This is a genomic window from Streptomyces sp. NPDC044063 (assembly GCF_056434285.1).
The window spans coordinates 23,881-47,775 of record NZ_JBWKFM010000021.1 but is presented as its reverse complement, the minus strand read 5'-3'; the positions used below and the strand labels follow the sequence as shown (position 1 = coordinate 47,775).

The window sequence follows — 23,895 nt, the reverse complement described above, 5'->3', positions numbered from 1 at the left end:
ACAGGAGTCACGCGGATTGACGTGCTGTTCATCCGCGAAAAGCGCCGGAACGACGTCCTCCACCAGGCTTTCGCAGGGCGGCGGAATCGATTCGGCGCTTTTCCCGTCCCCGGGCGCCGTCCGCGTGGCCGGGTATCGCCCAACCCCGCGGACGGGAACGCCGTCAGTTCAGCGTGACCTGACGGCTGGTGAGGCCGCCGCGGGCGCGCCGCTCGTCGGCGGTCAGCGGGGACTCGTCGGCCAGCGCGCCGGCCAGGCGCTCGGCGAACGCGGCGGCGGGCTTCTCGATGTCGGCCGCGCTCATCCCGCTCGGCAGGTCCCACACCGGCACCATCAGGCCGTGCGCGCGGAACGAGCCCACCAGGCGGGTGCCCTCGCCGAGCGAGGTGCCGCCCGCGGCGTGCAGCCGCGCCAGGGCGTCCAGCAGCTTCTCCTCCGGGTGGGTCATGACCCAGCGCAGGTGGTTCTTCTCCGGGGTCTCGCACCAGTACGCGGCGTCCGGGCCGGGCAGCCGGACGGTCGGGATCGCGGCGGCGTTGGCGCGCTCCAGGGAGGCGGCTACCTCGCCGGTGGCGTTCTCGGCGTTCTCCACCCAGAACTCGAAGCCCGTGTGGACGACCGGCTCGAACGGCGCCTCGGTGTCCAGCAGGTCCTGGAGGCGCGGGCCCTCGGCGCCGGTGCGCTCCGCGGCGACCGGCGTGCCCGGCTCGGCCTCCAGGGCGCGCCGCAGCGTGTCGGCGAGGTCGCGGCTGAGGTCGCCGGTGGCCGTGTCGTTCTGCAGGCCCAGCAGGACGGAGCCGTTGTCGCGGCGCAGGGCGGGCCAGGCCATCGGCAGGACCGTCGCCAGGGTGACGGAGGGCACGCCCTCGGGCAGGCCGCCCTTGAGCTTCAGCTCCACCGTCGCGGCGGGCACCAGCTCGCGCAGGGCGACCCAGTCGGCCTCGCCGGGCAGCCCCTCGAACGGGCGCTGCACCAGCTCGGCCACGGCGTGCGAGGCCTCCCGGCCGTGGCAGGCCTTGTACCGCCGGCCGGAACCGCAGGGGCAGGGCTCACGGGCGCCGACGACGGGGATCGGGGCGTCGCTCGTCCGCGTGGCGGCGGCCTTGGTCTGGGGGCGGCGCTTCTTGGCCATGGTGTGGATGTCTCCCGATCGTGCGTCCGGCTCGTGTGCCTTGCGGCATCACTTCGTTGACGGGCGCGAGCCTAGCGCCCGGCGCACCGGGCACGGCCGGGCACGCGCGGAGCCGCGTGCGCGTCGGGGACGGGAGGGGGCGGGAGGGAACGGGAGGAGAGGGGGGAGGGGACGGGAGGGCGCGCCGTCACGCCGGTTCGTCGAGGTCGGAGTAGTCGGAGTAGGCGAGGAGCGGGTCCGCCAGGGGGGCCGTGCGGGGGCGCGTGAGCGGGTGCGCGTCGACGCGCGTAGCGAAACCGGCGCGCGCGGACAGCGCCGCCCATACGGTCACCTCGCCGGAGGCGTCCCGTACGCCCCAGTCCTGGGAGAGCGCGTTGATGATGTTCAGACCGCGGCCGCCGCGCGCCGTGACGGAGGGAGTGGCCGGAAAGGGCCGGGTCGGGCCTCCGCCGTCGGTGACCTCGACGGTGAGCCCGCCGCGTTCGTCGACGCGCCATGCGGCGCGGAATCCGCCGTCCGTCGTGCCCCGGTCGCCGTTCTCCCGGCCCAGCGGGCGCCCGTGCCGGTACGCGTTGCTGAGCAGCTCCGAAAGGATCAGTACGGCGTCGTCGATGACCGAATCCGGTACCCCCCCGGCGCGGAGTTCCTCGCGCATCCGGTGTCTCGCCTCGCCCACACCGGCGGGACCATGGGGTACGGCCATGATCGACGACGTGGGCACCTCCTGTGCCACCACCAACGCCACCCCCGAGACCTCCTTCGTCCCACGTCAGGGGATGGATGCCCCAATGGACTGGACCGGAAACCGGCCAACCTTCACCGGGTGGGGCACTCGCGCGGGTCGAATACGTACCGAACGCGCCGGTGCACTCCATGTAATGGGCGCCGGGCGGTACGGGCGGCGCGTCCCGGGTGGTACGGGCGAGGTGGGCGGCCGGTACGGGCGGCGGGTACGGGCGGCGGGGGCGCCGTACCGCCCGGCTCAGCGGCGGCCCAGCTGGGTCAGGACGGCTTTCGGCCGGTTGGTGATGACCGCGTCCACGCCGAGGCGGGCGCACAGCTCGACGTCCTCGGGTTCGTTGACGGTCCAGACGTGCACACGGTTGCCCGCGCGGTGCAGCCGGGCCACGTACTCGGGGTGGTTGCGCACGATCCGGATGCTCGGACCCGCGATGCCCACCCCCGCCGGCAGCCGGCCGTCGCGGTAGCGGGGCGAGAGGAACTGCATCAGATAGACGGTCGGCAGGCCGGGCGCCGCCGCCCGGACGCGGTGGAGGGAGCGGGCCGAGAAGCTCATCACCCGCACGGGCGAGGGCTCGTCAGGCGGCGGGTCGGCCAGGCCGAAGCGGTCGAGGAGGGCCAGCAGCCGCTCCTCCACCTGGCCGGCCCAGCGGGTGGGGTGCTTGGTCTCGATGGCGAGTTCCACCTGTCGCCCGGAGTCCGCCACCAGCTCCAGGAGGCGTTCGAGGGTGAGGACCGAGGTGCGCTCGTGGTCGCCGCGCTCGGGGTCGAGGTCGGGCGCCTCCGGCTCGCCCGCCGGGGCCTTCCACGATCCGAAGTCGAGCGCGGCGAGGTCGGCGAGCTCAAGGGTGGAGACGGCGCCGCGACCGTTGGAGGTGCGGTTGACCCTGCGGTCGTGCACACAGACCAGATGGCCGTCGGCGGTGAGCCGTACGTCGCATTCCAGCGCGTCCGCGCCGTCCTCGATGGCCTTCCGGTAGGCCGCCAGCGTGTGCTCCGGTGCGTCGTCGGAGGCTCCTCGGTGGGCGACGACGTCGAGGGGGTGGCGCTCGGGACGGTCGTTCCCGGCCGGGTACGCGTAGGTCACCGCGTTATGGTGCCACCGGCTGGCACAATCGCGCATGCGGTCCCCTTTGTCCCGGAGTAAGGGCGACCCGTCGAGGTCACAGGGTCCGCTTACGGTGGTCTGACGCGTCATGGGAAAGGCTTGGCCGAAGACATACGGCGAGCGTGGCCCCGGCGTCGCGACCGACCTGACGTGTACCTGATTGAGGAGACGACGACTGTGAGCACCGAGAACGAGGGCGCCGCCCGTCCGGCAGACGCCGGGCAGGAGAAGGCGGCTCCGTCCGGAGGCGTCACGCCGCAGGCGCCCGCGACCGATCGGACGGCGCAGCTTCCGCAGGTCCCGCAGGCCCCGGCGGAGCCGCCGGCGGCTCCGCCCACGACGCCGCCCGCGGCCCCGTCCGCCCCGGAGGCCGGCGACGGCGGCGCGGCCCCGGCCGCCGCCCCCGCGGCCGCCCCGGACCACACCGCGCAGTTCCCCGCGGCCCCGCCCGTGGCGCCCCAGGGCGCCGCGCCGGGCGCCGCACCGGACACGGCGGCCTTCGGCGCGCCCGGTGCCCCTGGCGCCCCCGGCGTTCCGCCCGTCGCCCCCGGTGGCGGCTGGTACGGCGGTGCCGACGCGCCCCCGCCCCACGGTGCCGCCGGCGCCCCCTGGGGCGCGCCCGTCCCGCCGAAGCGCAAGCGGGCCGGCGGTCTCGTCGCGGCCGTCGTCGTGGCGGCCCTGGTGGCCGGCGGCGTCGGTGGCGGCATCGGCTTCTGGGCGGCCGACAAGGGGATGGGGGAGAACTCGACGACGGTCTCGTCGTCCGGCGACCCCAAGACCGAGAGCCGTACCCCCGGCTCGGTCGCCGACATCGCCGGCAAGGCGCTGCCGAGCGTCGTGACGATCGAGGCGCAGAGCAGCAACGGCGAGGGCGGCACGGGCACCGGCTTCGTCTACGACAAGCAGGGTCACATCCTCACCAACAACCATGTCGTCGCCTCGGCGGCCGACAGCGGCAAGCTCGCGGTGACGTTCTCGGACGGCAAGCAGTACGACGCGGAGGTCGTCGGCCGCGCCCAGGGCTACGACGTGGCGGTCATCAAGCTGAAGGACCCGTCCGGCGCGCGGCTCAAGCCCCTCCCGCTGGGCGACTCCGACCGGGCGGCGGTCGGCGACGCGACGGTCGCGATCGGCGCGCCCTTCGGTCTGTCCGGCACCGTCACCACGGGCATCGTCAGCGCCAAGAAGCGCCCGGTGGCCTCCAGCGACGGCGGCAACGGCAAGGCGTCGTACATGAGCGCCCTGCAGACCGACGCGTCGATCAACCCGGGCAACTCCGGCGGCCCGCTGCTGAACGCCCAGGGCGCCGTCATCGGCGTCAACTCGGCCATCCAGTCCGCGGGCGGCGGGGGTGGGTTCGGCGGCCAGGGCCAGGCCGGCAGCATCGGTCTGGGCTTCGCCATCCCGATCAACCAGGCCAAGAACGTCGCCGATCAGTTGATCAAGTTCCGTACGCCCGTCTACCCGGTCATCCAGGCGACCGTGAACATGAAGGACACCGGCTCGGGCGCCAAGATCGACGGCAGCGGCTCGGAGGCCGTGACCGCGGGCGGCCCGGCCGACAAGGCCGGCCTCAAGGCGGGCGACGTGATCACCAAGCTGGACGACACCAAGATCGACAGTGGTCCGACCCTGATCAGTGAGATCTGGACGCACCGCCCCGGCGACAAGGTCACCGTCACCTACGTCCGGGACGGCCGGACGGCCACGGCGGAGATCGTCCTGGGCGAGCGCCGGGGCGACAACAGCTGAGACCGGGGGCGGGGCCCTCGCCGGTCACCGGCGTGCGTCTTTCAGGTGACGTCGGCCCGCCGGGCGATCACCCGGCGGGCGGGGCTGGAAGACGTACGGATGGCCCCCCTACCGGGAGGCCCGCACCGCGACCAGCGTGCCCCGACGACCAGCGAAGGCCCCGCCATGCCGATCGACGACACCGTGACCCGGTTCCTGAACGCCCTGAGCCCGGCCGACCGCGAGAGGATCCAGCAGCTGCCGCCGGCGGAGCGGGAGCGGCTGGCCGCCGCGTGGGAGGCCGAGCTGGCCCAGGACACGGACCTCGACACCCTCAGCGAGCTCTCCCCGGCGGCCGCCGAGAGCGAGGCCGCCGAACGCGTGGTCCAGGATCTGCCCTGACGCCGCGTCCCCTCCCCGCGGCCCCCGTCCCGGGTACCCAACCCGGCCCGCCCGAGGGCCATTAGCCCCGGCCGCCAGCCGAGCACGATCCCGGCACCGGGTACGCTGGTCCCTGCGCCGTCCCGCCGTGGACGACGCGGGGAGGCTTGCCCGAGCGGCCTAAGGGAACGGTCTTGAAAACCGTCGTGGCAGCGATGTCACCGAGGGTTCAAATCCCTCAGCCTCCGCCGCCGGCCGCGCGCCAGCGCGGATCGGAAGGGGTGTCCCGATGGGGACACCCCTTTTCTCGTGATCGCCCTCGCTAGAACATCTCGCGGTACTCGTTGAAGCCCGTGCCGATTTTGGCCTTGGACTTGAACGGCGCGGAGTCCTTGCCCGTGCCCTTGTACAGGTACAGGTCGCCCTTGGGGTCGCGGGCGAGCAGGTCGCTGTGGCCGTCGCCGTCGACGTCGCCGGTGGCCACCAGCTTGTTGAACTGGTTCCAGGCGGGGCCGACCCGGAGGCGGGGGGCGAACGGCTTCCGCGCGTCGCCCGTGCCCTTGTACAGCCAGAGGACGCCCTGCTTGTCGCGGGCGACGATGTCCGCCTTGCGGTCGCCGCTCAGGTCACCGAGGCCGGTGATCTGGGTGTACTGGTTCCAGCCGGGCCCGACCTGGACGCGCGACTCCAGCGTGCCGTCGGTCTTCGTCCGGAAGCGCCACAGGACGCCCTGCTTGTCGCGGGCCAGCAGGTCGGGGTGGCCGGCACCGGTGAGGTCACCGGGCGCGAGGACGGCGTCGTACTGTCCCCAGCCGGTGGACACCTTCTTCAGCTTCGCGTCGCGCCACAGGTTCAGCGTGCCGTCGTCCATGACGTGGTACGCGCCGTCCTGGTAGCCGGTCAGCTTGAGGTCGATCGACACCCCGAACCGGAAGTGCGGCCACATGTACGCGCCGGACCGGGTGTCGAAGCCGCCCTTGCCGTCGGGCATGTACGCGTACATCTGACCCGACGGCAGGATGCCGGACAGGAAGTAGAACGGCGCGGCGGGAGTCGGCTTCCGCTCCGCGGCACCGGCGGTACCGGCGGCGGTACCGACCAGGGTGACGGCGATCGCCGACGTGACGAGACGCGACAGGGTACGACGGCCTCGCCGGGAGGACTGGGTCACGCAATGGCTCCATGAGGTGTGCGGCATCAGATCGGGGGCCTCCACGCGTGGGGAGGCCCGCACCATTGTCCGGATCTTTGCACGTGTGTCCCAGTGGTTTTGTGGCGGGGGTACCGGAATGACTGATTCCGCCCGGGGGTTGGAGCGGAGGCCTCGCAGTGCCCGAGCCCTCGCCGGTGTCGGCCGGCGGAGCCTCTTCCGTCCTGCCTTTGCCGAGGGTCGGGGGAGTAGTACGCGCGCGTGGCCGCGGGGGTGCGGGTAGTTGGTACCGACGGAGGGCCGGAGGAGTGCGGAAGGAGGAGCAGCCGGTCGCGGCCCGCACTTCCGGCCTGCTGATTTCCCTCGGCGGCAGGCCGGCGCGCAGCTCCGCTCGGCGATCGTTCCGCGCGAGCCGACCGTCTCCGCATGACCCATGCGATGGCCCTCATCCGTGGACCTCCCGCTGGTGCACTCCCATGCGCGTGGTCGAAGCCTCCATCTGATCAAGGTCACCACGTTCGACCGCGGTACGTCGGGTGTGTTTGATGGCAGCGCATTCCGAACAGCGGTCTGGGTTCTGGTCATTCGTCGCCATGAGGAACCTCCGAGTGAGGGGACTCGACCACGCGCGACCGTACTGCTATTCGCGAAAGGCGGCAAGATATCGGAGGGGTGACCCGGGTTCGCCGGGTTGCCTACTGTGTGAGGCGTCAAGAACGCGAGGCCGAGACGGCAGGAGGCCGTGGTGAGCACCAGCGAGTGGGTCAGCACGTCGGTGCCCTACCTGACGCCGCGCAAGAGCGGCGAGCGGGACGCATGGAGCGACGAGGTCGCGGCGAAGGGGAAGCGAGGAACGCAGCGCATCGTCCAGGCCGGCGACGTGGTGCCGCCGCCCGCCGTGGGCGAGCTGCTCGGATGCCCGGAGGGTGGCACGGCCGTCGTCCGCCGACGGGTCATGTACCTGGACGACCGGCCGATGGAACTGACCGACACCTACTACCCCTCGGACATCGCACGCGGTACGCCCCTCGCGGAGAAGGCCAAAATCCCCGGTGGCGCGGTGACCCTGCTGGCGCGCCTGGGGATCGTCGGCGAGCGCGTTCGTGAGGACGTCCGGGCGCGGATGCCCGACGCTCAGGAGCGGGAGACGCTGGCGATGGACGAGGGCGAGCCCGTTCTCTGTCTGACGCGGGTGACCCTGGACGCTGGCAGCCGCCCCGTACAGGTGGATGTGATGACGATGCCCGCGGGGCGACAGAGCCTGCGGTACGAGCTGAAGATCGGGTGACTGTGTCCCAGGCAGCGGACGGTGGCGACATCGACAGGAGGCCGCTCCACGAGCGCATCGCGGCGGACCTCCGGGACGAGATCATGTCCGGCGAACTCGCGCCGGGCGGCAGGGTTCCTTCCACCCAGCGGCTCAAGGACCGCTTCGCGGCCTCGAATGCGACAGTGCAGAAGGCCCTCCAGGTGCTGAAGGCCGAAGGCCTGGTCGTGGGCCGTGCGGGCTCGGCCGTGACGGTCCGCGAACATCGCCAGCGAACCGTGCGACCCGCGTCCTTCCTGACTCCCGCGGAGCCCGGGCAGCCCTACCGATGGATCACCGAGTCGGAGAGCCGGGGCGTGCGGGCAGGCAGTCGGCTGCTGGATGTCGCCGAGGTCGCGCCGCCCCGGGATGTCGCCGAGGCCCTGGGGCTGGGTGAGGACGGTACGTGTGTGATGCGTGCCCAGATCCTGTTGTTCGACGACGAACCGGTTGAGCTCGTCAAGTCCTACTACCCGCTCGCGATCGCCCGGGGCACCGCGATGACGGAGCGCCGGAGGATCCGGGGCGGCACTCCCCGGCTGCTGGCCGACCTCGGCTACCCACCGCGCCGCTGCGTGGACCGCGTCTCGGCACGAGTGCCCACGCATGAGCAGTACGTGGCCCTCGCGCTGCCGACCGATCTTCCGGTCCTGCGCACCTTGCGCGTCGTGTACAGCGACGGAGACGTCCCCATCGAGGTGACGGTGATGGTGAAGGCGGGCCACCTCTACGAGCTTCAGTACGACTTCTCCGACTGAGGCTGCCGGGGGGACGGAGCCGGCGGGTGGGCCCCTCGGTGGGGGTGTTTCATGATCGGCGTAGCATGCGAATCGCGTTTTATCGGGCTTCGGGAAAAGTAGGTACAGCTATGAAGTTGGCCCGTATTTCGGCGATCGTGGTGGCCTCGGCGATCGTTCCGACCGTCCTCCTCTCCTCCCCCGCCCTCGCCGCCGGCGACGCGCGGCCGGGTGCCGGTGCTGTGGTGGGAGCGCCCGCCGACGCGGCCGGTGAGCGGGACAGGGCGGCCATCCTCGCGATGCTCGACGACAAGAACACCGGTGACGTGCTCCGGGAGGAGGCGCGGAAGGCACTGGGCGGGAGCGCGCAGGACATGCGCGCGTTCCTCGAGACCGGTCAGTTCAACGCCCGGCGTACCGATGACCGTATTCGTGCCACCCGCATCATGGGGTCCGGCGGTCCCACGCTGAAGGAGGCCGCGATGGCGGCGCTCCGGGGGAGCGATGCGGACCTGAGGAATTTCCTGGACGAGGGGCAGTTCGCCGCCCGTCGCACCGACGACCGGATACGTGTCACCCAGATCATCGGTTCCGGCGGCCCCGCGATGAAGGAGGCGGGGATGGCCGCCCTCCGGGGCACGGACGAGGACCTGAGGAAGTTCCTGGACGAGGGTCAGTTCGCGGCCCGTCGTACCAACAACCGCATTCGTGCCACCCAGATCATGGGATCCGGCGGGCCCGCTCTGAAGGCTGCCGCGATGGCGGCCCTGCGGGGGAGTGACGCGGACGTCGAGCGCTTCCTGGAGAAGGGGCAGTACGAGGCCCGCGCCAAGGACGAGGCCGCCTCCAAGGCGAAGCCGAAGCCGGCGTCGAAGCCCAAGGCCGCCGGTCGGCGCTAGCGCTGCCTCCGCGACGCGTTTTCCCTGGTCACCCCCGTCACCCCACTGCTGCGGTCGTGTAATATTCATTTCGCGCCGCTAGCTCAGTTGGTTAGAGCAGCTGACTCTTAATCAGCGGGTCCGGGGTTCGAGTCCCTGGCGGCGCACAGAACGAGAAGGGCGTCCCCGTCGAGGGGGCGCCCTTCTCGCATGTGGCCGTACCGCTCAGCGCGGCGCCTCCGCGGCCCCGCCCGCGCGGACGCGGGCGAGGACCTCGTCGTGCAGGGCCGTCAGGCCGCCCGCCGGGATCGGGGCCGGACTGCCGGTCAGGACGTACCACTCCTCGGCGCCGGTGTACTGGATGTCGACGCGGGCCCGGTCGGCGCCGGGGGCGGCCGACGTGGCGACCGTGAGGTCGCCGGTGATGACGCCGACCTCGTCGGTCATGGCGCCGCCAGGCCCCGCGGTGACGTGGTCCACCAGGCGCTCGACGGTCATTCGCAGGTGTCCAGCATGGTGTAGAGGGCCACCTTCTCGGTCGGGGTCACGTGGAGTCGGTAGAGGTGCTTCACATGCGTCCAGGCGCGGGCGTACGTGCACCAGTAGGTGCGCAGCGGGGGCTTCCACTGGTCCGGGCCCTGGTCGCCCTTGCTGCGGTTGGAGGACGCCGAGACGGCGATGAGCTGGGAGTGCGTCAGGTCGTTGGCGAACGCCTTGCGGCGCTCGGTGTCCCACCCGTCGGCGCCCGAGCGCCAGGCGTTGGCCAGCGGGACCATGTGGTCGATGTCCACCTGGGACGCCGAGTTGGCGACCTTCCCGTCGTAGGCCGAGGTCCAGGTGCCGGCCTGGGCGCGGCACTCGTTGTCGGTCGTCACGCCCATCCCGTCGCGCGCGAGCACGACCTCGCGGGTGTCGCACGTGCCCATCTGACGGATCCAGTGCGGGAACTTCGCGCGGCTGTAGCCATCCATCGAGTGTGGCCCCTCGGCGACCAGGTCCGCCAGTTCCTCGCGGACGTCGGGCGCGGAGGGCGGTTCGGGCAGGTCGCGGTGGAGGACGTTCGCCGGGGGAGGGACCGCCACCGGGGCGGGGGTGGCGGCCGGGGCGGTGACGGCCGAGAGGCAGAGGACCGCGGCGGCGACGGTGGCGGCACGGAGCCGCCCGTTGGTTCTGATCACAGGCCCAACGGATACCGGTTGGCCGCCGCGGTCCCCCGGAACGTCACCCTCACCGGGGCGTGCCGGGAATGCCGTCATTGACCGGAAGAGGACACTCCAGGGCTCCGGGGAGGAACCCCGCGCCCGGCCGTCCTCTCAGCGCTTCGGGCCGAAGATGAGGGCGTCCAGCACGGCCCGCGCCATCGCCTTCTCGCCGAGCGCGTTGGGGTGGAAGGCCGCCGCCGGGCGCGTGCGCATGTCGGGCCGGATGCCCTCGATCCAGCGCTCGGCGAACGGGCGGCAGGCGTCGTGGGCGGCCGTCGTGGCGTTGGTGTTGACGTAGAGGTCGCCGAGGGCGCTCGCCTCCCGGCGCAGCATCGCGTTCAGGCGGCGTACGGTGCCGCGCAGATAGGGCACGTCCCCGTCCGCGATGCGCAGGGACTCGCGGCAGCCCTGGACGTCGTCGCCGATGATCGCCGGGTAGCCCACGACGGCCACGCGGGCGCGTGGGGCGCGCTCGTGGACGGCTTTCAGCAGGCGGGCGATCCCGGGCGCGGCGGCGTCGATCCGCCGGTCGAGCCCGTCACTGCCGTCGATGCGCGAGAAGTGCCGCTGGCAGGGGTTGTCGGCGGGGACGGCCCGGTCGGGGTACGTGCACCGGCGCTGGATCTCGTCGAGGCCGATGTCGCCGGCGCCGACGGTGATCGTCACCAGCCGGGTGTTCCGGTCGACCGCGTCGAGCTGGGGGCTCCGGCCGGTGCCGGGCTGACTGCGCCACATGTCGGCGGTCGTGGCGCCCGTGCACGTCACGTCGCGGACGTCCGACAGTTCCAGCTCGCCGCGGACGAGGGAGGGATAGGCGGCGTTGGAGCGCAGGCACGTGGGGTCGGCCTGCCAGGGGATCAGCGGGCCCGACGCGTAGGAGTCGCCCAGGGCCACGTAGCGCTGGTCGCGCTGTACGGGCGCGGAACGGGGCTCCGGTGTGGTGGCCGCGGCGGGTGTCAGCGCGGCGCCGGAGACCAGTGTGGCGGCGGCGCCGAACGTGGCGAGGGCCGCGCGGATTCTGTTTCGTCCTGTACGAGCTGTACGAGCCATTTCTTGCTCCTCATACGGGAAGTTCCGTGGAAGTCGGCGCCACCATCGGGGTGACCGCGGGGCGGCGTCAATCGCATGCCCGGGATGTCCGTCCTTCCTGACCGAATACCGGAGCCCGGCGTCCGGTGAGCCGGGCTTGACGGCCGAGGGGAAACGTTCCGCTTCTGTCACGGACTTCACGGAACGGCCGCCATCACGCATCAGGGACATTCCGCGACGCCGGATCGGACTGACATGACCGGTTCACGCCCCTACGCTCGCGGAGGTGTCGAACGCCGGGCGGTGGCCAACCGCCCGGCGGGCGCGCGGCTGTTGGGGCAGCCGGCGGGCACGGCTGTTGGGGCAGCCGTCACGACGCCTTCCGCCACACCGGTGTGAGCAGGGTCAGGTGGGGACCCTGCCGCCCGGTGCGACGACCGTGAGCGGTGCGGGGCGCACCGGTGGCCCCCGCGGGCCGCCAGTGGTCCCCGCACCGCTTCGCCGCGTACATGGCCTCGTCCGCGCCGCGCAGCAGGTCGGACAGCGCGGCGCCCGGCCGGTAGGCGGTGTGACAGAGGCCGATGGAGGCCCGCGGCGACAGGGTCACGCGGCCCGCGTCCAGGGGCCGCGACAGCCTGGCCGACAGTCCGGTCATCTCCGCGTCCGCGTCGGCGTCGGGTGCCAGGCGCACCAGGGCCGTGAACTCGTCCCCGCCCAGCCGCGCGGCGAAGCCGCCGCGCTCCCGGCTCCAGACCCCCAGCCGACGGCCGACGGCCGCGATGACCTGGTCGCCCGCCTCGTGCCCGTGGGTGTCGTTGATCTGCTTGAAGCCGTTGAGGTCCAGGAGCAGGACAGCGGTGTGCGGGTGCCGGACCGCCCGCTGGGCGCGGGCGGTGAACTCCTCGCGCCGCATCAGCCCGGTCAGCCGGTCCGTGCGGGCGCTGCGCAGCCGGCGGATCAGGAAGACTGCGTGCACGGCCCAGCCGAGGGTGGGAGCGGCGACGGGGAGGGCCTGGAGTATGAGGTTCATCGGTACCTTCCTGTGATGCCGAGGACGGTCGTCGGGTGGTCGATGGCGCCTCGCGGTCAGGGGGCCCGGGCTGTCTGTGGTGCGGTCGACTCGTGGTCCGTCGGTCCGTCGGTCCGCTGGCCGCTGGTCCGGCCGGTCCGTCGTCCCGTCGGCCTGGGGCCCCGGTGATTCACGTGACCTCGGTGGCGCCTGGTGCGTCCGCGTCAACTGCGCCTCGTGGGGCGCCAGTAGCGGAGGGGCGGCCCGGTCCACCGCCCGTTGGGACCGAGCGGTGGATCGGGCCGTCAAGCAAGGACGTCCCCCGTTTCCGGCGGGCGGGAGCGGAACGGGAGCCGGCGGGTGCCGGAGGCGCGCTTTTCTGCCGAAACGGTTCACCTTGTGGTGCGCATGGGGCCGGAGGGTGTCGAGAGGGGTCCGGTGCGGCCGATGCGCGGCTTTTCTATGAGGAAGCGGTTTAAGTCCGGGACATCATGCTTGCGAGGGAATGGGGACGGGCTGGGGGTTCGGTGGAGATTCGGTGGGCAAGTCTGGAGGCGCGACGTCGAAGAAGCGCCGGGGCGGTCGGCCAACCTCCTGGCAGAAACCGGTAGTTCTCAAGGAGGAACCGACATGGCAAGCATCCGCACCGCCGCCCGCGCCTTCGCCGCTCTCGTGGCCCTTCCGATGGCCGCCCTGCTCTTCTCGGGCGTGGCCTCCGCCGACGACGGCGGTCAGCTCGCCAACCGGGGGTCGAACGCGGCCGCCGCCGGCATCGTCGGCAGCGGCATCACGGGCAAGAACCACGGCAACAGCACCACCACGCTGCAGCAGGCCACCGGCAGGCATGCCACGAACCAGGCGAATACCGCCAGCGTCAACGGCTCCGGCCATACGATGATCCGCCAGGACAACATCCGGATCACCTTCACCCAGCTCTGGTGAGCCGGGCCCTGTGCGGCCGCCCCGTCCCCGGGGTGCCCCACAGATGACGTGGTGAGATGTGGACTGGGTCTGTACGGACCGAACGGCGGCACTCCGGTGCCGCCGTTCGGTGTTGAGGGCGTTGACACCCGCGCGTACCTGACGGACAGTCAGATGTGTGAGGGACGACGACGACCCCGCCCGTGAACTCCACGAGCTCCACGCGCGTCTCAGGTCCTACGAGGGTCGTCCGGCCGTCGTGTCCGGACGCGGCCCCGATCCCGTCAACTCCGCGATGATCAGGCACTGGTGCGAGGCCCTGGGCGACACGAACCCCGCCTACACCGGCCCGGACGCCGTCGCCCCGCCCACCATGCTCCAGGCCTGGACGCTCGCCGGCCTGGGCGGCGGCCCGGACGGTCCAGCGCGGCGCACCCGCCCCTACGACGACCTGCTGTCCCTGCTGCGTTCGGCGGGCTGTACCGCCGTCGTGGCCACCGACTGCGAGCAGGAGTACCTGCGACCGCTGCGGCCCGGGGACGTGATCACGTACGACGAGGTCATCGCGTCCGTCTCGCCCCGCAAGACGACCCGGCTGGGGACGGGGTACTTCATCACCACGCGCACGGAGATCCGCGCGAACGGCGAGCTCGCCGGGACGCACCTGTTCCGCGTCTTCCGGTACGCGCCCGCAGCCGCGGCCCCACAGCGGGCCGTGGAACCCCCCGCCCCGCGCCCGCGCCCCGTGATCAACCGCGACAACGCCGGTTTCTGGGAGGGCGTCGCCGCCCGCAAGCTGCTCCTGCAACGCTGCGACGCCTGCGGGACCCCGCGTTTCCCCTGGCTGCCGGGGTGCGGCGGCTGCGGTTCGCCTGCCTGGTCGGCGGTCGAGGCCTCGGGCGCCGGGACGGTCTTCTCGTACGTCGTCGTGCACCATCCGCCCTTCCCGGCCTTCGACCCGCCGTACGTGGTCGGGCTGATCGAACTGGCCGAGGGCGTAAGGATGATCAGCAACGTCACGGGTGTGGCGCCGGAGGAGGTGCGGGTGGGGATGGCCGTCGCGCTGGAGTTCGTACAGGTGGACGACGGGCTGGTGCTGCCGCTGTTCCGCGCCGGTGGGGAGGCGGCCCGATGACGGCCGCACGGCCCGTCCCGGCCGACCCGCCGGTGTTCGCCCCCGGTGACGCGCTGGAGCCGCTCGTCGTCCCTGTCACCCGCACCCTGATCGTCGCGGGGGCCATCGCGTCCCGCGACTACCAGGACGTGCACCATGACGCCGAGGCCGCACGGGCCAAGGGCGCCCCGGACATCTTCATGAACATCCTCACCACCAACGGCCTCGTCGGCCGCTACGTCACCGACCGTCTCGGTCCGGGCGCCGTCCTGCGGCGGGTCGCCATCCGGCTGGGCGCCCCCAACCACCCCGGCGACACGCTGGAGTTGACCGGAACTATTACCTCCATATGTGCGGACGAACGCATCGCCGAGATCGCCGTCGTGGGGGTCGGCGACCGCGGCCGGCACGTCACGGGCACCGTCACCGTCACGCTCCCGCCGGCCCCGGAAGCCCCCGAGGCGTCGTCGTGAGCGCCCTCGCCGCCGGCATCGGCGGACGGGCCGCCGTCGTCGGCATCGGCGCGACCGCCTTCACCAAGGACTCCGGCCGCAGCGAGCTCGCCCTGGCCGCCGAGGCCGTACGGGCCGCCCTCGCCGACGCCGGGCTCGGTCCCGGCGACGTCGACGGCATGGTCACGTTCACCATGGACACCAGCCCCGAGATCACCGTCGCCCAGGCGGCCGGCATCGGCGAGCTGTCCTTCTTCTCGCGGGTCCACTACGGCGGCGGCGCCGCCTGCGCCACCGTCCAGCAGGCCGCCCTCGCCGTCGCGACCGGCGCCGCCGAGGTCGTGGTCTGCTACCGCGCCTTCAACGAGCGTTCCGGCCGCCGCTTCGGGGCCGGGACGGCGCGGCGTGAACCCTCCGCCGAGGGGGTCGCGCTCGGCTGGGGCATGCCGTTCGGTCTGCTCACCCCCGCCTCCTGGGTGGCCATGGCGGCCCGGCGCTACCTCCACGCGTACGGCCTCGGGCCCGAGGTCTTCGGCCACGTCGCCGTCACCGCCCGCCGCCACGCCGCGACCAACCCCGCCGCGTACTTCCACGGCCGTCCCATCACCCTCGCCGACCACGCCGCGTCCCGCTGGATCGCCGAGCCGCTGCGGCTGCTCGACTGCTGCCAGGAGACCGACGGCGGTCAGGCCCTGGTGGTCACCGGCGTCGAGCGGGCCCGTACGCTGCGGCATCCGCCCGCCGTGATCACCGCGGCCGCGCAGGGCGCCGGCCGCGCCCAGGAGCAGATGACCAGCTACTACCGGGACGGGCTGACGGGTCTGCCCGAGAGCGCCGTCGTCGCCCGGCGGCTGTGGGCCGCCGCCGGCCTGCGCCCCGGGGACATCGACGTGGCCGTGTTGTACGACCACTTCACGCCGTACGTGCTGACGCAACTGGAGGAGTTCGGTTTCTGCGGGCCCGGCGAGGGCGGGGACTTCGTGGCGTCCGGCGCGCTGCCGCTCAACACCCACGGCGGGCAGCTGGGGGAGGCGTACCTCCACGGCATGAACGGGATCGCGGAAGCGGTCCGGCAGGTGCGCGGCACCGCCGTGAACCAGGTGCCGGGTGCCCGGCACGTGCTCGTCACCGCCGGTACCGGCGTTCCCACCTCGGGGCTCATTCTCGGCGCAGACGGATGAAACCAGGGCGTGTCATCCCATAGGGGTGGTCTTCCGGCACCTTGACTCGGCCGTATGGACCCACGGAAGAAGATCATCGGATATCTCGTCGCCCTGATGGCGGCGCTGGCCCAGGTGGTCGTCCTCGCACTGCCCGCCCCCGCCGTGTCCGGCCCGGCCCCCGAGGCGGCCGGCCCCAGCGTCTACCGGGGCCGGGGCTTCGACACCTGTCAGGCCCCGTCGCTCACCACGCTCGGCGCCTGGGGGGCGGCCACGTCCTACGGAGCCGTGGGCGTCTACTACGCGGGCCGCGCCCGCGCCTGCCCCCACCAGCGCTACCTCAGCCACCGCTGGCTGACCGGCGCCCGCGACCTGGGCTGGCGGGTGCTCCCGGTCTTCGTCGGGTCCCAGTCGCCGTGCGTCGGCGCGTCCTCCAAGGAGGGCTACCCCATCGGCGACGACCCCTGGGGACAGGGCGTGGACGAGGGCCACGAGGCCGTGCACAGCGCCGCCGAACTGGGCATCGGCAAGGGCAGCCCGCTCTACTACGACATGGAGGCGTACGACGTCGGCGACTACGACTGTGCCGACATCACCCTGACCTTCATCCAGGCCTGGAGCTCCACGGTCCGCCGCAACGGCTACATCCCCGGCTTCTACAGCAGCGCCGCCTCCGGGGTGCGCCACATGGAGATCGCCCGGCGGGCGGGGGAGCACGACCTGCCGGAGATCCTGTGGTTCGCCCGCTGGCGCGTCCCGGCCTCCACGGAGCGTGAGCGGGTGCTGTCCACCGGCGCCTGGTCGCCGCACCGCCGCATCCACCAGTACGCGGGGAACGTCACCGAGACCCACGGCGGCCGGAAGCTGACCATCGACCGCAACCTGGTCGACGCGCCGGTGGCCGTCATCCGTGACTGACCTCCCCCCTCCCCCTCCGGGAGGTGGGGCCGTCCCCCCGGGTACGACCTGAGGGGGACGGTTCTTCGGCACCTCCGGCCGATCCGCCGGGCGGTCGCCCGCTCCTAGCGTGGAGACATGACAGCAACCACGACGTCTGTGTGCGTCAGCGCCTCCACCGCCGCCGTGTACCCGTCGTTCTCCACGTACGTACGGGCCCGCGGACAGGCGCTGCAGCGCACCGCCCGCTCCCTGACCGCGAACCCGTGCGACGCCGAGGATCTGCTGCAGACGGCCCTGACCAAGACCTATCTGGCCTGGGACCGCATCGAGGACCACCGCGCGCTGGACGGCTACGTCCGCCGCGCGCTGGTCAACACCCGCACCTCCCAGTGGCGCAAGCGCCGCGTCGACGAGTTCCCCTGCGACGAGCTCCCCGAGCGCGAGCCGGCCCACCCCACCGACCCCGCGGAGGCCCAGGCGCTGCGCGACGCCATGTGGCGGGCGGTGCACCGGCTCCCCGACCGTCAGCGGGCCATGGTCGTCCTCAGGTATTACGAGGACCTCACCGAGGCGCAGACCGCCGAGCTGCTCGGCGTCTCCGTGGGCACGGTCAAGAGCGCCGTCTCCCGGGCCCTGGGCAAGCTGCGCGAGGACCCGGAGCTGGCCGAGGCGGCGTGACGGCCCCGGCGGCTCCTCGGTCCCGTGACGGCACCCAGGGGTCTCGTGACGGTTCCCAGGGGTCTCGTGACGGTTCCCAGCGGTCTCGTGACGCCTTTCAGCCCAGCGTGGTGACGACCAGCTCGCCGTCCGCGTACTGCTTGCGCAGCACCTTCTTGTCGAACTTGCCGACCGACGTCTTGGGGATCGCCGGCACGAGCACCCAGCGCTCCGGGAGCTGCCAGCGGGCGACGCGCTCGCCGAGGAAGGCGCGCAGGGACTCGTAGTCGACGGCGTAGCCGTCGCGGAGGACGACGGCGGCCAGGGGCCGCTCGCCCCACTTCTCGTCGGGCACGGCCACGACGGCGGCCTCGGCGACCTCAGGGTGGGCCATGAGGTGGTTCTCCAGCTCGACGGAGGAGATCCACTCGCCGCCGGACTTGATGACGTCCTTGGCGCGGTCGGTCAGGGTCAGGAAGCCGTTCGGGGTGATCGTGCCGACGTCGCCGGTGCGCAGCCAGCCGTCGGGGCTGAACTTGTCCTCGGGGCGGTACGGCTCGCTGCCCGCGCCGCCGTGGTAGGCGGCGGCGATCCACGGCCCGCGGACCTCCAGCTCGCCCGCCGACGTCCCGTCCCAGGGCAGCACCTCGCCGCGCGGGCCGATCAGCCGGGCCTCCACCCCGACGGGCATCCGCCCCTGGGTGACGCGGTACGGCCACTCCTCCTCGGGGCTCAGCCCGGCGGGCGGGTAGGCCACGGTGCCCACCGGCGAGGTCTCGGTCATGCCCCACGCCTGGACGACGGTGAGTCCGTGGCGTTCCTCGAAGGCCTTCATCAGAGCGGGCGGGCAGGCCGAGCCGCCGCTGACGACGGTCCGCAGGGACGACACGTCGCGCGGCCTGGCGTCCAGCTCGCCGAGCAGGCCCTGCCAGATGGTCGGCACACCGGCGGTCACCGTGGGGCGCTCCGCCTCGATCAGCTCGGCCAGCGGCGCCGGCTGCAGGAAGCGGTCGGGCATCAGCAGGGAGGTGCCGGCCATGAAGGCGGCGTGCGGCAGGCCCCAGGCGTTGACGTGGAACATCGGTACGACGGGCAGGCAGACGTCGCCCGGCGTCAGGCCGAAGGAGGTGGGCGCGCAGACCTCCATCGCGTGGAGATAGATCGAACGGTGGCTGTAGACCACGCCCTTGGGCTCGCCGGTCGTGCCGGAGGTGTAGCAGAGGGCGGCGGCCTGGCGCTCGTCGATCTCCGGCCAGGCGTAGTGGTCGGCGGGCCGGCCGTCGAGCAGCCGCTCGTAGTCGTGCACCTCGGGGCGCAGGCCCTCCAGGACGGAGGTGTCGCCGGGGCCGGAGACGATCACGTGCTCGACGCAGTCCAGGTGCGGCAGGAGGGGCGCGAAGAGCGGGAGCAGCGAGCCGCTGACGATGACGACGCGGTCGGCGGCGTGCCGGACGATCCAGGCCAGCTGCTCGGGGGGCAGCCGGAGGTTGAGGGTGTGGAGCACGGCGCCCATGGAGGGGACGGCGAGGTAGGCCTCCAGGTGGTCGCCGTTGTTCCACATGAGCGTGCCGACGGGGTCGCCCTCGGCCACGCCGAGGGCGCGCAGGGCGTGCGCCAGTTGGACGGCGCGGCCGCCGACCTCGGCGAACGTGCGGCGCTGCGGCGCCGCCCCGTCCCCCGTCCAGGTGGTGACCTGCGCACCGCCGTGGACCCGGGACCCATGGGCCAGGATCCGGGTGACGGTCAGCGGGACGTCCTGCATCGTGCTCTGCACCGGTGGCCTCCCAAGTCCGCGCGCGGGAACGCGACATAGTTCCCGGCGATTGTGCTGGGGTATCCGCTGGTAAGTCACTAGCCGGACGAAACGAGTCCGCCACACTTCGCGGTCGTACGCCCTGGGCGTACGGGCGCCGGGGGGCGCGCGGCGTTCGCCGTGGTGAGCGCCGAGACCCCGCGCGCCCCCGGCTCGTGTTGTCGCGTAATCAGTCGATTACGTAGAGTGATTGCCATGGAACAGCCAGTGGACGCCATCCCCCAGGACGTCGTCGACGCCCTCGACTACGACCCCCCGGAGCTCGTCGAGGTCGGCTCCTTCGCCGAGCTCACCCTCGGCGGCGGCGACACCGACCCCGAGGCGCTCCCCGGCCTGGACGACTGAGCGGCGGCGACCCGTGTCCGTCATGACCTCCGACTCCCCCGACGTGTCGTTCGTCGCGCTGCCCGACAGCGCCGCGGGCAGCGCCGCGGCGGCCGCCGTGCCGGCCCCCGGTCCCCGGGTCGTCAATCACGCCTCCGGGCGCCCCTGGCTGCTGGGCCGCTGGCCCGCCGACGCGGTCAAGGTCGCCACCGCCGGCCGCACCCGCGTCGTCGTCGCCGGCTGCTGTCCGCTCACCACCGCCGAGCTGGCCGCCTTCGCCGCCCGGTTGACCGCCGTCTCCGGCCTCGACGACCTCGCCGTCCGCCTGCGCGGCAGCGCCCATCTGATGGCCTCCGTCGGCGGCCGGGTGCGGGTGCAGGGCGGGGTGGCCGGCGTCCGCTCGGTCTATCGCGCGCGGATCGCCGGGGTCACCGTCGCCGCCGACCGCCCCGACGCCCTCTCCTCGACGGCCGGCGCCTCCGTCGACGAACGCCTCGTCGGCCTCCGCCTGTTGTCCCCCTTCGTGCCCCATCCGCTCCGGGAGCGCACGCCGTGGTGCGGCGTCGACGCCGTCCCGCCCGGCAGCTATCTGGCCATCGAGCCCGACGGCACCGCCCGTACGGTCCGCTGGTGGACCCCGCCCGAGCCGGAGCTGTCCCTCGGCGAGGGCGCCCCCGCCGTGCGCGACGCCCTGGCCGAGGCGGTCCGCGCCCGGGTGCGCGGCCTGCCCGGCGGCGAGGGGTCCGCCGTCGCCGTCGCCCTCGCCGGCGGCATGGACTCCGCAGTCCTGGCCCACCTCGCCGCCTCCGGGGACCACCGCCTCATCACCCTCCGCACCGCCCGCCTCGACCCCGCCGGCGACGACACCCCCTGGACCCGCCGCGTCTCCGCCCGCCTCCCCCGCGCGGAGCACGTGGTGGTCCCGTACGACCGCGCCCCCGCCCTCTACGCCGGGCTGGACCGGGGCTCCGGCGTCCTCCCCGCCGAGCCCCCGCACCGCGTCCGCGCCGGAGCCCGCGGGGAGCACACCGCGCGCCAGCTGCTCACCCGGGGCTCCCGCCTCCACCTGTGCGCCCATGGCGCGGCCGAGCTGTTCACGCCCCCCGCCGCGTATCTCCACACCCTCGCCCGCTCCCGCCCCCTCGCCGCCCTCCGCCGCATCCGCGGCCGAAGAGCCCTGACCCGCTGGTCCCTCGCCGCCACCTGCCGGGCCGTCGCCGATTCCCGGGGCTTCCCGGCCTGGCTCACCCACTGCGCGGTGCGCCTGACCGCCCCGCCGCCCCGCCCCCGCCATCCTCAGCTGGGCTGGACGGCGGAGCTGCGGATGCCGCCCTGGGCCACGGCCGACGCCGTCGACGCCGTGCACGAGATGATCACCGACGCGTCGTACGAGCCCCTCGCCCCCGACCGCGGCGCCCATGGCGCCCTGGACGCCCTCCGCCGCGCCGGCGCCGCGACCGGCTACGCCACCCGCCTGATGGCCGCCCACGGCGTCGACCTGGCCGCCCCCTATCTGGACGACCGCGTCGTCGAGGCCGCCCTCGCCGTCCGCCCCCACGAGCGCGGCGCGCCCCCCGGCGGCAGCGGGCCGCTCCTCGCCGAGGCCGTGCGCGACCTCGTCCCCGACGACGTCCTGGGCCGCACGCCCCGGGGCCACTACGGCGAGGACGTCATGGACGGCATGCGCCGCCACCGCCGCACGCTGCTGGGGCTGTTCGACGGTTCGGAGCTGGCCCGGCTGGGGCTGGTCGACGACGCCGCCGTCCGTGCCGCCCTCCGCGCCACCCACACCACCGTGGCCCCGCTGCTCGCCCTGGAGCCGACCCTCGCCTGCGAGGCCTGGCTGCGCACCCTGCCCGCCGGCCGGCCCCGGGAAGGAGCGTCCCCGTGACCGCGTTCGCCCTCCGCCGCCATGTGACGGCCACGGAGACCGAACACGCCACCGTCCTCTTCGACCAGCGCCGCGGCCGCTACTACCAGCTGAACCCCACCGGCGCCCTGGTCCTGCGCGTGCTCCTGGACGGCGGCGGCCTCCAGGGCGCCGCGCGCGCCCTCCGTGAGCGGTACGGCATCCCCGAGGCGCGGGCCGTCGCGGACGTGACATCCCTGATCGACACCCTCCGCACGACCCGGCTGGCCGAGCGATGACCGCCCCCGCCGCGCTCTGGGAGCCGATGCCGCTGCGCACCCGCGCCGGGGCCCATCTCGCCGTCGCCGCCGCCCGGTTGCTGGCCCTGCTGCCGCCCTGCCGCATCCGCGCCGTGCTGCGCGGCGTCCGTCGCGGCGCGGCCCCGGCCACCCTCGCCGAGGCCCGTACGGCGCGCGAGGCCGTGGTCCACGTCAGCACCCGCTGCGCGGGCCGCGCCTGCCTCCAACGCTCGCTGGCCGTCGCGCTGTTGTGCCGCCTGCGCGGCGTATGGCCCACGTGGTGCACGGGCGTCCGTACGTCCCCGTTCCGGGCCCATGCCTGGGTGGAGGCGGAGGGCCACCCGGTGGGCGAGGCCGAGCCGCCGGGGTACTACACGCCGACTCTCGTGGTCGGTCCGGGAGGTGGGGTGTAACGGGTGGGGCGAGGCGGGGTATTGGGAGGGTGACAGGAGGGCGGGGAGAGGCCGAACGCGAGGACCGATTTCCGCCAGCGACGCCTCGTTCGCGCCAGTTTCATTGAACGCGCAACGAAGTTCGACCCGAGGAGAACGCGATGAACGGCAAGGTGGCTCTGGTGACCGGTGGCAGCCGGGGCATGGGCGCGGCGATCGCGCTACGGCTGGCGGCGGAGGGCGCCGATGTGGTGATCACCTATGTGTCCGACGAGGCGGCGGCCCGTGAGGTGGTCCGCAAGATCGAGGCGGAGGGCCGGCGCGCCCTGGCGATCAGGGCCGACGCGGGGGACGCGGCCGACGCGGTGGGCGCGGTGGAGAGCACCGTGGAGGCCTTCGGCCGGCTGGACGTGCTGGTCAACAACGCGGGCTTGGGCATGCTCGGCCCGATGGAGGGCTTCACCCCGGCCGACGTCGACCGGGTGCTCGCGGTGAACGTGCGCGGCAGCTTCCTGGCCGCCCAGGCCGCCGCTCCGCACATGACCCGGGGCGGGCGGATCATCACCATAGGCAGCTGTGTGACCCAGCGGGTCCCCGCTCCCGGCGCCACCCTCTACGCCATGAGCAAGGCCGCCCTGACGGGCCTGACCAAGGCGCTCGCGCGGGAGCTCGGCGGGCGGGGCATCACCGCCAACGTGGTCCACCCCGGCCCCGTCGACACCGACATGAACCCGGCGGACAGCCCGTACGCCGCCTCCCAGAGCGCGATGACCGCGGTCGGCCGGTACGGGACTCCCGAGGAGATCGCCTCGACCGTCGCCCACCTCGCGAGCGACGAGGCGAGCTACATCACCGGCGCCGAGATCTCCGTGGACGGCGGCCACGCGGCCTGATCCCCGGCCCCGATCCCCGGCTCGATCCCCGGTCCGGTCCCCGGCTCGATCCCCGGCTCGATCCCCGGCTCGATCCCCGGCTCGATCCGCGGCCGGGGGCTTCGGTCAGCTCCACGTCGCGCCGGCCGGCTCCTGGAGGGTCGCGTTGAGGCGGTTGAAGAAGTTGGTCAGCGCGATCATGAGGAGGATGGCGGAGAGCTGCTTCTCGTCGAAGTGCTCGGTGGCCGTGTTCCAGACGGCGTCGGGCACCGCCTGGCCGGTGCGGTCGGCGAGCCGGGTGGCGTGCTCGGCCAGGTCGAGCGCCGCCCGCTCGGCGTCGGTGAAGAAGGGGGCCTCCCGCCAGACCGCCACGGAGTGGAGGCGCTCGTCGGTCTCGCCGGCCTTCTTGGCGCTGTGCACACCGCCGTACACACAGGCGCTGCACCCGTTGATCTGGCTGGCGCGCAGGTGGACGAGCTCCAGGGTCGCCTGCGGGACCCCGCCCTGGGCGGCGGCCTTGTAGATGTTCTGGATGCCCTTCATGGCGTCGGGCAGGACCATCGCGGGGTTGGTCATACGAGCTTCCATGGTGTCTCTCCCGTCTGGTGGACGGTGCTTCCCGCACCGCCGTTCGCGTCCGTTCACTGACATGACGGAGCGCGCGACACGGATGTGACGGACGGGCGAGATTTTTTCGGGGCGGCTCCGGCGGGGCGGTTCCGGCGCGGCGGCTCCGGT

General features: G+C 73.3%; 25 protein-coding genes, 2 tRNA genes and 1 pseudogene. 18 read left to right on the top strand and 10 right to left on the bottom strand.

Annotation, left to right across the window (positions count from 1 at the left end; genetic code table 11):
• Positions 1-163: 163 nt before the first annotated feature.
• The 3 genes and pseudogenes from AC07BS_RS24050 to AC07BS_RS24040 all read right to left on the bottom strand — a co-directional run bounded on the left by AC07BS_RS24050 (position 164) and on the right by AC07BS_RS24040 (position 2,960).
• Positions 164-1,132, bottom strand: coding sequence for a DUF5926 family protein (locus AC07BS_RS24050; RefSeq protein WP_478645344.1), 969 nt, complete (start codon positions 1,130-1,132; stop codon positions 164-166).
• Positions 1,133-1,319: 187 nt separating this feature from the next.
• Positions 1,320-1,964 (bottom strand): annotated as a pseudogene (locus AC07BS_RS24045) (ATP-binding protein).
• A gap of 150 nt (positions 1,965-2,114) precedes the next feature.
• Positions 2,115-2,960: a glycerophosphodiester phosphodiesterase gene (locus AC07BS_RS24040; protein ID WP_478934398.1), complete on the bottom strand. Its 846-nt coding sequence runs from the start codon at positions 2,958-2,960 to the stop codon at positions 2,115-2,117.
• A 198-nt stretch (positions 2,961-3,158) separates the two neighbouring features.
• On the opposite strand from AC07BS_RS24040, the gene AC07BS_RS24035 reads away from it, so the two are divergent.
• From AC07BS_RS24035 to AC07BS_RS24025, 3 genes are all read left to right on the top strand, one after another.
• Positions 3,159-4,733, top strand: coding sequence for a S1C family serine protease (locus AC07BS_RS24035; protein ID WP_478934396.1), 1,575 nt, complete (start codon positions 3,159-3,161; stop codon positions 4,731-4,733).
• A gap of 165 nt (positions 4,734-4,898) precedes the next feature.
• Entirely contained in the window at positions 4,899-5,114 is a 216-nt protein-coding gene (locus AC07BS_RS24030) for a hypothetical protein (protein ID WP_478645349.1), read from the top strand.
• 140 nt (positions 5,115-5,254) lie between these two features.
• Positions 5,255-5,341, top strand: a tRNA-Ser gene (locus AC07BS_RS24025).
• Positions 5,342-5,415: 74 nt separating this feature from the next.
• On the opposite strand, the gene AC07BS_RS24020 is transcribed toward AC07BS_RS24025, so the two are convergent.
• The gene (locus AC07BS_RS24020; RefSeq protein ID WP_478645350.1) at positions 5,416-6,264 is read right to left on the bottom strand and encodes an FG-GAP repeat domain-containing protein; all 849 of its coding nucleotides are present in this window, start codon (positions 6,262-6,264) and stop codon (positions 5,416-5,418) included.
• Between the two features lie 724 nt (positions 6,265-6,988).
• On the opposite strand from AC07BS_RS24020, the gene AC07BS_RS24015 reads away from it, so the two are divergent.
• The 4 genes from AC07BS_RS24015 (at position 6,989) to AC07BS_RS24000 (ending at position 9,331) form a co-directional block, all read left to right on the top strand.
• Positions 6,989-7,531, top strand: coding sequence for a GntR family transcriptional regulator (locus AC07BS_RS24015; RefSeq protein ID WP_478934393.1), 543 nt, complete (start codon positions 6,989-6,991; stop codon positions 7,529-7,531).
• Positions 7,528-8,307, top strand: a complete 780-nt coding sequence (locus AC07BS_RS24010; RefSeq protein ID WP_478934391.1) for a GntR family transcriptional regulator — start codon at positions 7,528-7,530, stop codon at positions 8,305-8,307. Before AC07BS_RS24015 ends, AC07BS_RS24010 begins: the two co-directional genes overlap by 4 nt.
• Positions 8,308-8,417: 110 nt before the next feature.
• On the top strand, positions 8,418-9,185 hold the full coding sequence (locus AC07BS_RS24005) for an ALF repeat-containing protein (protein WP_478934389.1): 768 nt from the start codon (positions 8,418-8,420) through the stop codon (positions 9,183-9,185).
• Between the two features lie 72 nt (positions 9,186-9,257).
• Positions 9,258-9,331, top strand: a tRNA-Lys gene (locus AC07BS_RS24000).
• Positions 9,332-9,389: 58 nt separating this feature from the next.
• On the opposite strand, the gene AC07BS_RS23995 is transcribed toward AC07BS_RS24000, so the two are convergent.
• From AC07BS_RS23995 to AC07BS_RS23980, 4 genes are all read right to left on the bottom strand, one after another.
• Complete coding sequence (locus tag AC07BS_RS23995) at positions 9,390-9,662, bottom strand: hypothetical protein (protein WP_478645354.1); 273 nt, start codon at positions 9,660-9,662, stop codon at positions 9,390-9,392.
• On the bottom strand, positions 9,659-10,342 hold the full coding sequence (locus tag AC07BS_RS23990; RefSeq protein WP_478645357.1) for a GmrSD restriction endonuclease domain-containing protein: 684 nt from the start codon (positions 10,340-10,342) through the stop codon (positions 9,659-9,661). The genes AC07BS_RS23995 and AC07BS_RS23990 overlap by 4 nt, the downstream gene beginning before the upstream one ends.
• Before the next feature lie 135 nt (positions 10,343-10,477).
• Positions 10,478-11,416, bottom strand: coding sequence for an SGNH/GDSL hydrolase family protein (locus AC07BS_RS23985; RefSeq protein WP_478934386.1), 939 nt, complete (start codon positions 11,414-11,416; stop codon positions 10,478-10,480).
• 349 nt (positions 11,417-11,765) lie between these two features.
• Positions 11,766-12,425, bottom strand: a complete 660-nt coding sequence (locus AC07BS_RS23980) for a GGDEF domain-containing protein (RefSeq protein WP_478934384.1) — start codon at positions 12,423-12,425, stop codon at positions 11,766-11,768.
• A gap of 609 nt (positions 12,426-13,034) precedes the next feature.
• Here AC07BS_RS23980 and AC07BS_RS23975 point away from each other — a divergent pair.
• From AC07BS_RS23975 to AC07BS_RS23950, 6 genes are all read left to right on the top strand, one after another.
• Positions 13,035-13,346 (top strand): hypothetical protein, encoded by a 312-nt coding sequence (locus tag AC07BS_RS23975; protein ID WP_478645366.1) that lies wholly within the window; start codon positions 13,035-13,037, stop codon positions 13,344-13,346.
• Positions 13,347-13,503: 157 nt separating this feature from the next.
• Positions 13,504-14,460 (top strand): bifunctional MaoC family dehydratase N-terminal/OB-fold nucleic acid binding domain-containing protein, encoded by a 957-nt coding sequence (locus AC07BS_RS23970; protein ID WP_478934381.1) that lies wholly within the window; start codon positions 13,504-13,506, stop codon positions 14,458-14,460.
• Complete coding sequence (locus tag AC07BS_RS23965) at positions 14,457-14,912, top strand: MaoC/PaaZ C-terminal domain-containing protein (protein ID WP_478645371.1); 456 nt, start codon at positions 14,457-14,459, stop codon at positions 14,910-14,912. The genes AC07BS_RS23970 and AC07BS_RS23965 overlap by 4 nt, the downstream gene beginning before the upstream one ends.
• Positions 14,909-16,072, top strand: a complete 1,164-nt coding sequence (locus AC07BS_RS23960) for a lipid-transfer protein (protein ID WP_478934379.1) — start codon at positions 14,909-14,911, stop codon at positions 16,070-16,072. The genes AC07BS_RS23965 and AC07BS_RS23960 overlap by 4 nt, the downstream gene beginning before the upstream one ends.
• 54 nt (positions 16,073-16,126) lie before the next feature.
• Complete coding sequence (locus tag AC07BS_RS23955) at positions 16,127-16,969, top strand: DUF1906 domain-containing protein (protein ID WP_478645377.1); 843 nt, start codon at positions 16,127-16,129, stop codon at positions 16,967-16,969.
• A 117-nt stretch (positions 16,970-17,086) separates the two neighbouring features.
• Entirely contained in the window at positions 17,087-17,629 is a 543-nt protein-coding gene (locus AC07BS_RS23950) for a SigE family RNA polymerase sigma factor (protein ID WP_478645379.1), read from the top strand.
• Between the two features lie 97 nt (positions 17,630-17,726).
• Here the strand turns inward: AC07BS_RS23950 and AC07BS_RS23945 are convergent, their stop codons facing one another.
• Positions 17,727-19,382: a long-chain fatty acid--CoA ligase gene (locus AC07BS_RS23945; RefSeq protein WP_478645382.1), complete on the bottom strand. Its 1,656-nt coding sequence runs from the start codon at positions 19,380-19,382 to the stop codon at positions 17,727-17,729.
• A gap of 234 nt (positions 19,383-19,616) precedes the next feature.
• Here AC07BS_RS23945 and AC07BS_RS23940 point away from each other — a divergent pair, with 234 nt between their 5' ends.
• The 5 genes from AC07BS_RS23940 (at position 19,617) to AC07BS_RS23920 (ending at position 23,178) form a co-directional block, all read left to right on the top strand.
• Positions 19,617-19,766, top strand: a complete 150-nt coding sequence (locus AC07BS_RS23940) for a lasso RiPP family leader peptide-containing protein (protein ID WP_478645385.1) — start codon at positions 19,617-19,619, stop codon at positions 19,764-19,766.
• Between the two features lie 22 nt (positions 19,767-19,788).
• Positions 19,789-21,636 (top strand): asparagine synthase-related protein, encoded by a 1,848-nt coding sequence (locus tag AC07BS_RS23935; protein WP_478934375.1) that lies wholly within the window; start codon positions 19,789-19,791, stop codon positions 21,634-21,636.
• Complete coding sequence (locus AC07BS_RS23930) at positions 21,633-21,893, top strand: lasso peptide biosynthesis PqqD family chaperone (protein WP_478645391.1); 261 nt, start codon at positions 21,633-21,635, stop codon at positions 21,891-21,893. Before AC07BS_RS23935 ends, AC07BS_RS23930 begins: the two co-directional genes overlap by 4 nt.
• Positions 21,890-22,306, top strand: a complete 417-nt coding sequence (locus tag AC07BS_RS23925) for a lasso peptide biosynthesis B2 protein (RefSeq protein WP_478645394.1) — start codon at positions 21,890-21,892, stop codon at positions 22,304-22,306. The genes AC07BS_RS23930 and AC07BS_RS23925 overlap by 4 nt, the downstream gene beginning before the upstream one ends.
• 140 nt (positions 22,307-22,446) lie before the next feature.
• The gene (locus AC07BS_RS23920) at positions 22,447-23,178 is read left to right on the top strand and encodes a 3-oxoacyl-ACP reductase family protein (RefSeq protein ID WP_478645396.1); all 732 of its coding nucleotides are present in this window, start codon (positions 22,447-22,449) and stop codon (positions 23,176-23,178) included.
• A gap of 105 nt (positions 23,179-23,283) precedes the next feature.
• Here the strand turns inward: AC07BS_RS23920 and AC07BS_RS23915 are convergent, their stop codons facing one another.
• Complete coding sequence (locus AC07BS_RS23915) at positions 23,284-23,745, bottom strand: carboxymuconolactone decarboxylase family protein (protein ID WP_478645399.1); 462 nt, start codon at positions 23,743-23,745, stop codon at positions 23,284-23,286.
• Positions 23,746-23,895 lie beyond the last annotated feature (150 nt).

Bases quoted from the DNA above. Each gene is read 5' to 3' on its own strand.
- AC07BS_RS24050 (WP_478645344.1), bottom strand. From the start codon at position 1,132: ATGGCCAAGAAGCGCCGCCCCCAGACCAAGGCCGCCGCCACGCGGACG.
- AC07BS_RS24030 (WP_478645349.1), top strand. From the start codon at position 4,899: ATGCCGATCGACGACACCGTGACCCGGTTCCTGAACGCCCTGAGCCCG.
- AC07BS_RS24005 (WP_478934389.1), top strand. From the start codon at position 8,418: ATGAAGTTGGCCCGTATTTCGGCGATCGTGGTGGCCTCGGCGATCGTT.
- AC07BS_RS23995 (WP_478645354.1), bottom strand. From the start codon at position 9,662: ATGACCGTCGAGCGCCTGGTGGACCACGTCACCGCGGGGCCTGGCGGC.
- AC07BS_RS23985 (WP_478934386.1), bottom strand. From the start codon at position 11,416: ATGGCTCGTACAGCTCGTACAGGACGAAACAGAATCCGCGCGGCCCTC.
- AC07BS_RS23980 (WP_478934384.1), bottom strand. From the start codon at position 12,425: ATGAACCTCATACTCCAGGCCCTCCCCGTCGCCGCTCCCACCCTCGGC.
- AC07BS_RS23975 (WP_478645366.1), top strand. From the start codon at position 13,035: ATGGCAAGCATCCGCACCGCCGCCCGCGCCTTCGCCGCTCTCGTGGCC.
- AC07BS_RS23965 (WP_478645371.1), top strand. From the start codon at position 14,457: ATGACGGCCGCACGGCCCGTCCCGGCCGACCCGCCGGTGTTCGCCCCC.
- AC07BS_RS23955 (WP_478645377.1), top strand. From the start codon at position 16,127: ATGGACCCACGGAAGAAGATCATCGGATATCTCGTCGCCCTGATGGCG.
- AC07BS_RS23950 (WP_478645379.1), top strand. From the start codon at position 17,087: ATGACAGCAACCACGACGTCTGTGTGCGTCAGCGCCTCCACCGCCGCC.
- AC07BS_RS23940 (WP_478645385.1), top strand. From the start codon at position 19,617: ATGGAACAGCCAGTGGACGCCATCCCCCAGGACGTCGTCGACGCCCTC.
- AC07BS_RS23935 (WP_478934375.1), top strand. From the start codon at position 19,789: ATGACCTCCGACTCCCCCGACGTGTCGTTCGTCGCGCTGCCCGACAGC.
- AC07BS_RS23925 (WP_478645394.1), top strand. From the start codon at position 21,890: ATGACCGCCCCCGCCGCGCTCTGGGAGCCGATGCCGCTGCGCACCCGC.
- AC07BS_RS23920 (WP_478645396.1), top strand. From the start codon at position 22,447: ATGAACGGCAAGGTGGCTCTGGTGACCGGTGGCAGCCGGGGCATGGGC.
- AC07BS_RS23915 (WP_478645399.1), bottom strand. From the start codon at position 23,745: ATGGAAGCTCGTATGACCAACCCCGCGATGGTCCTGCCCGACGCCATG.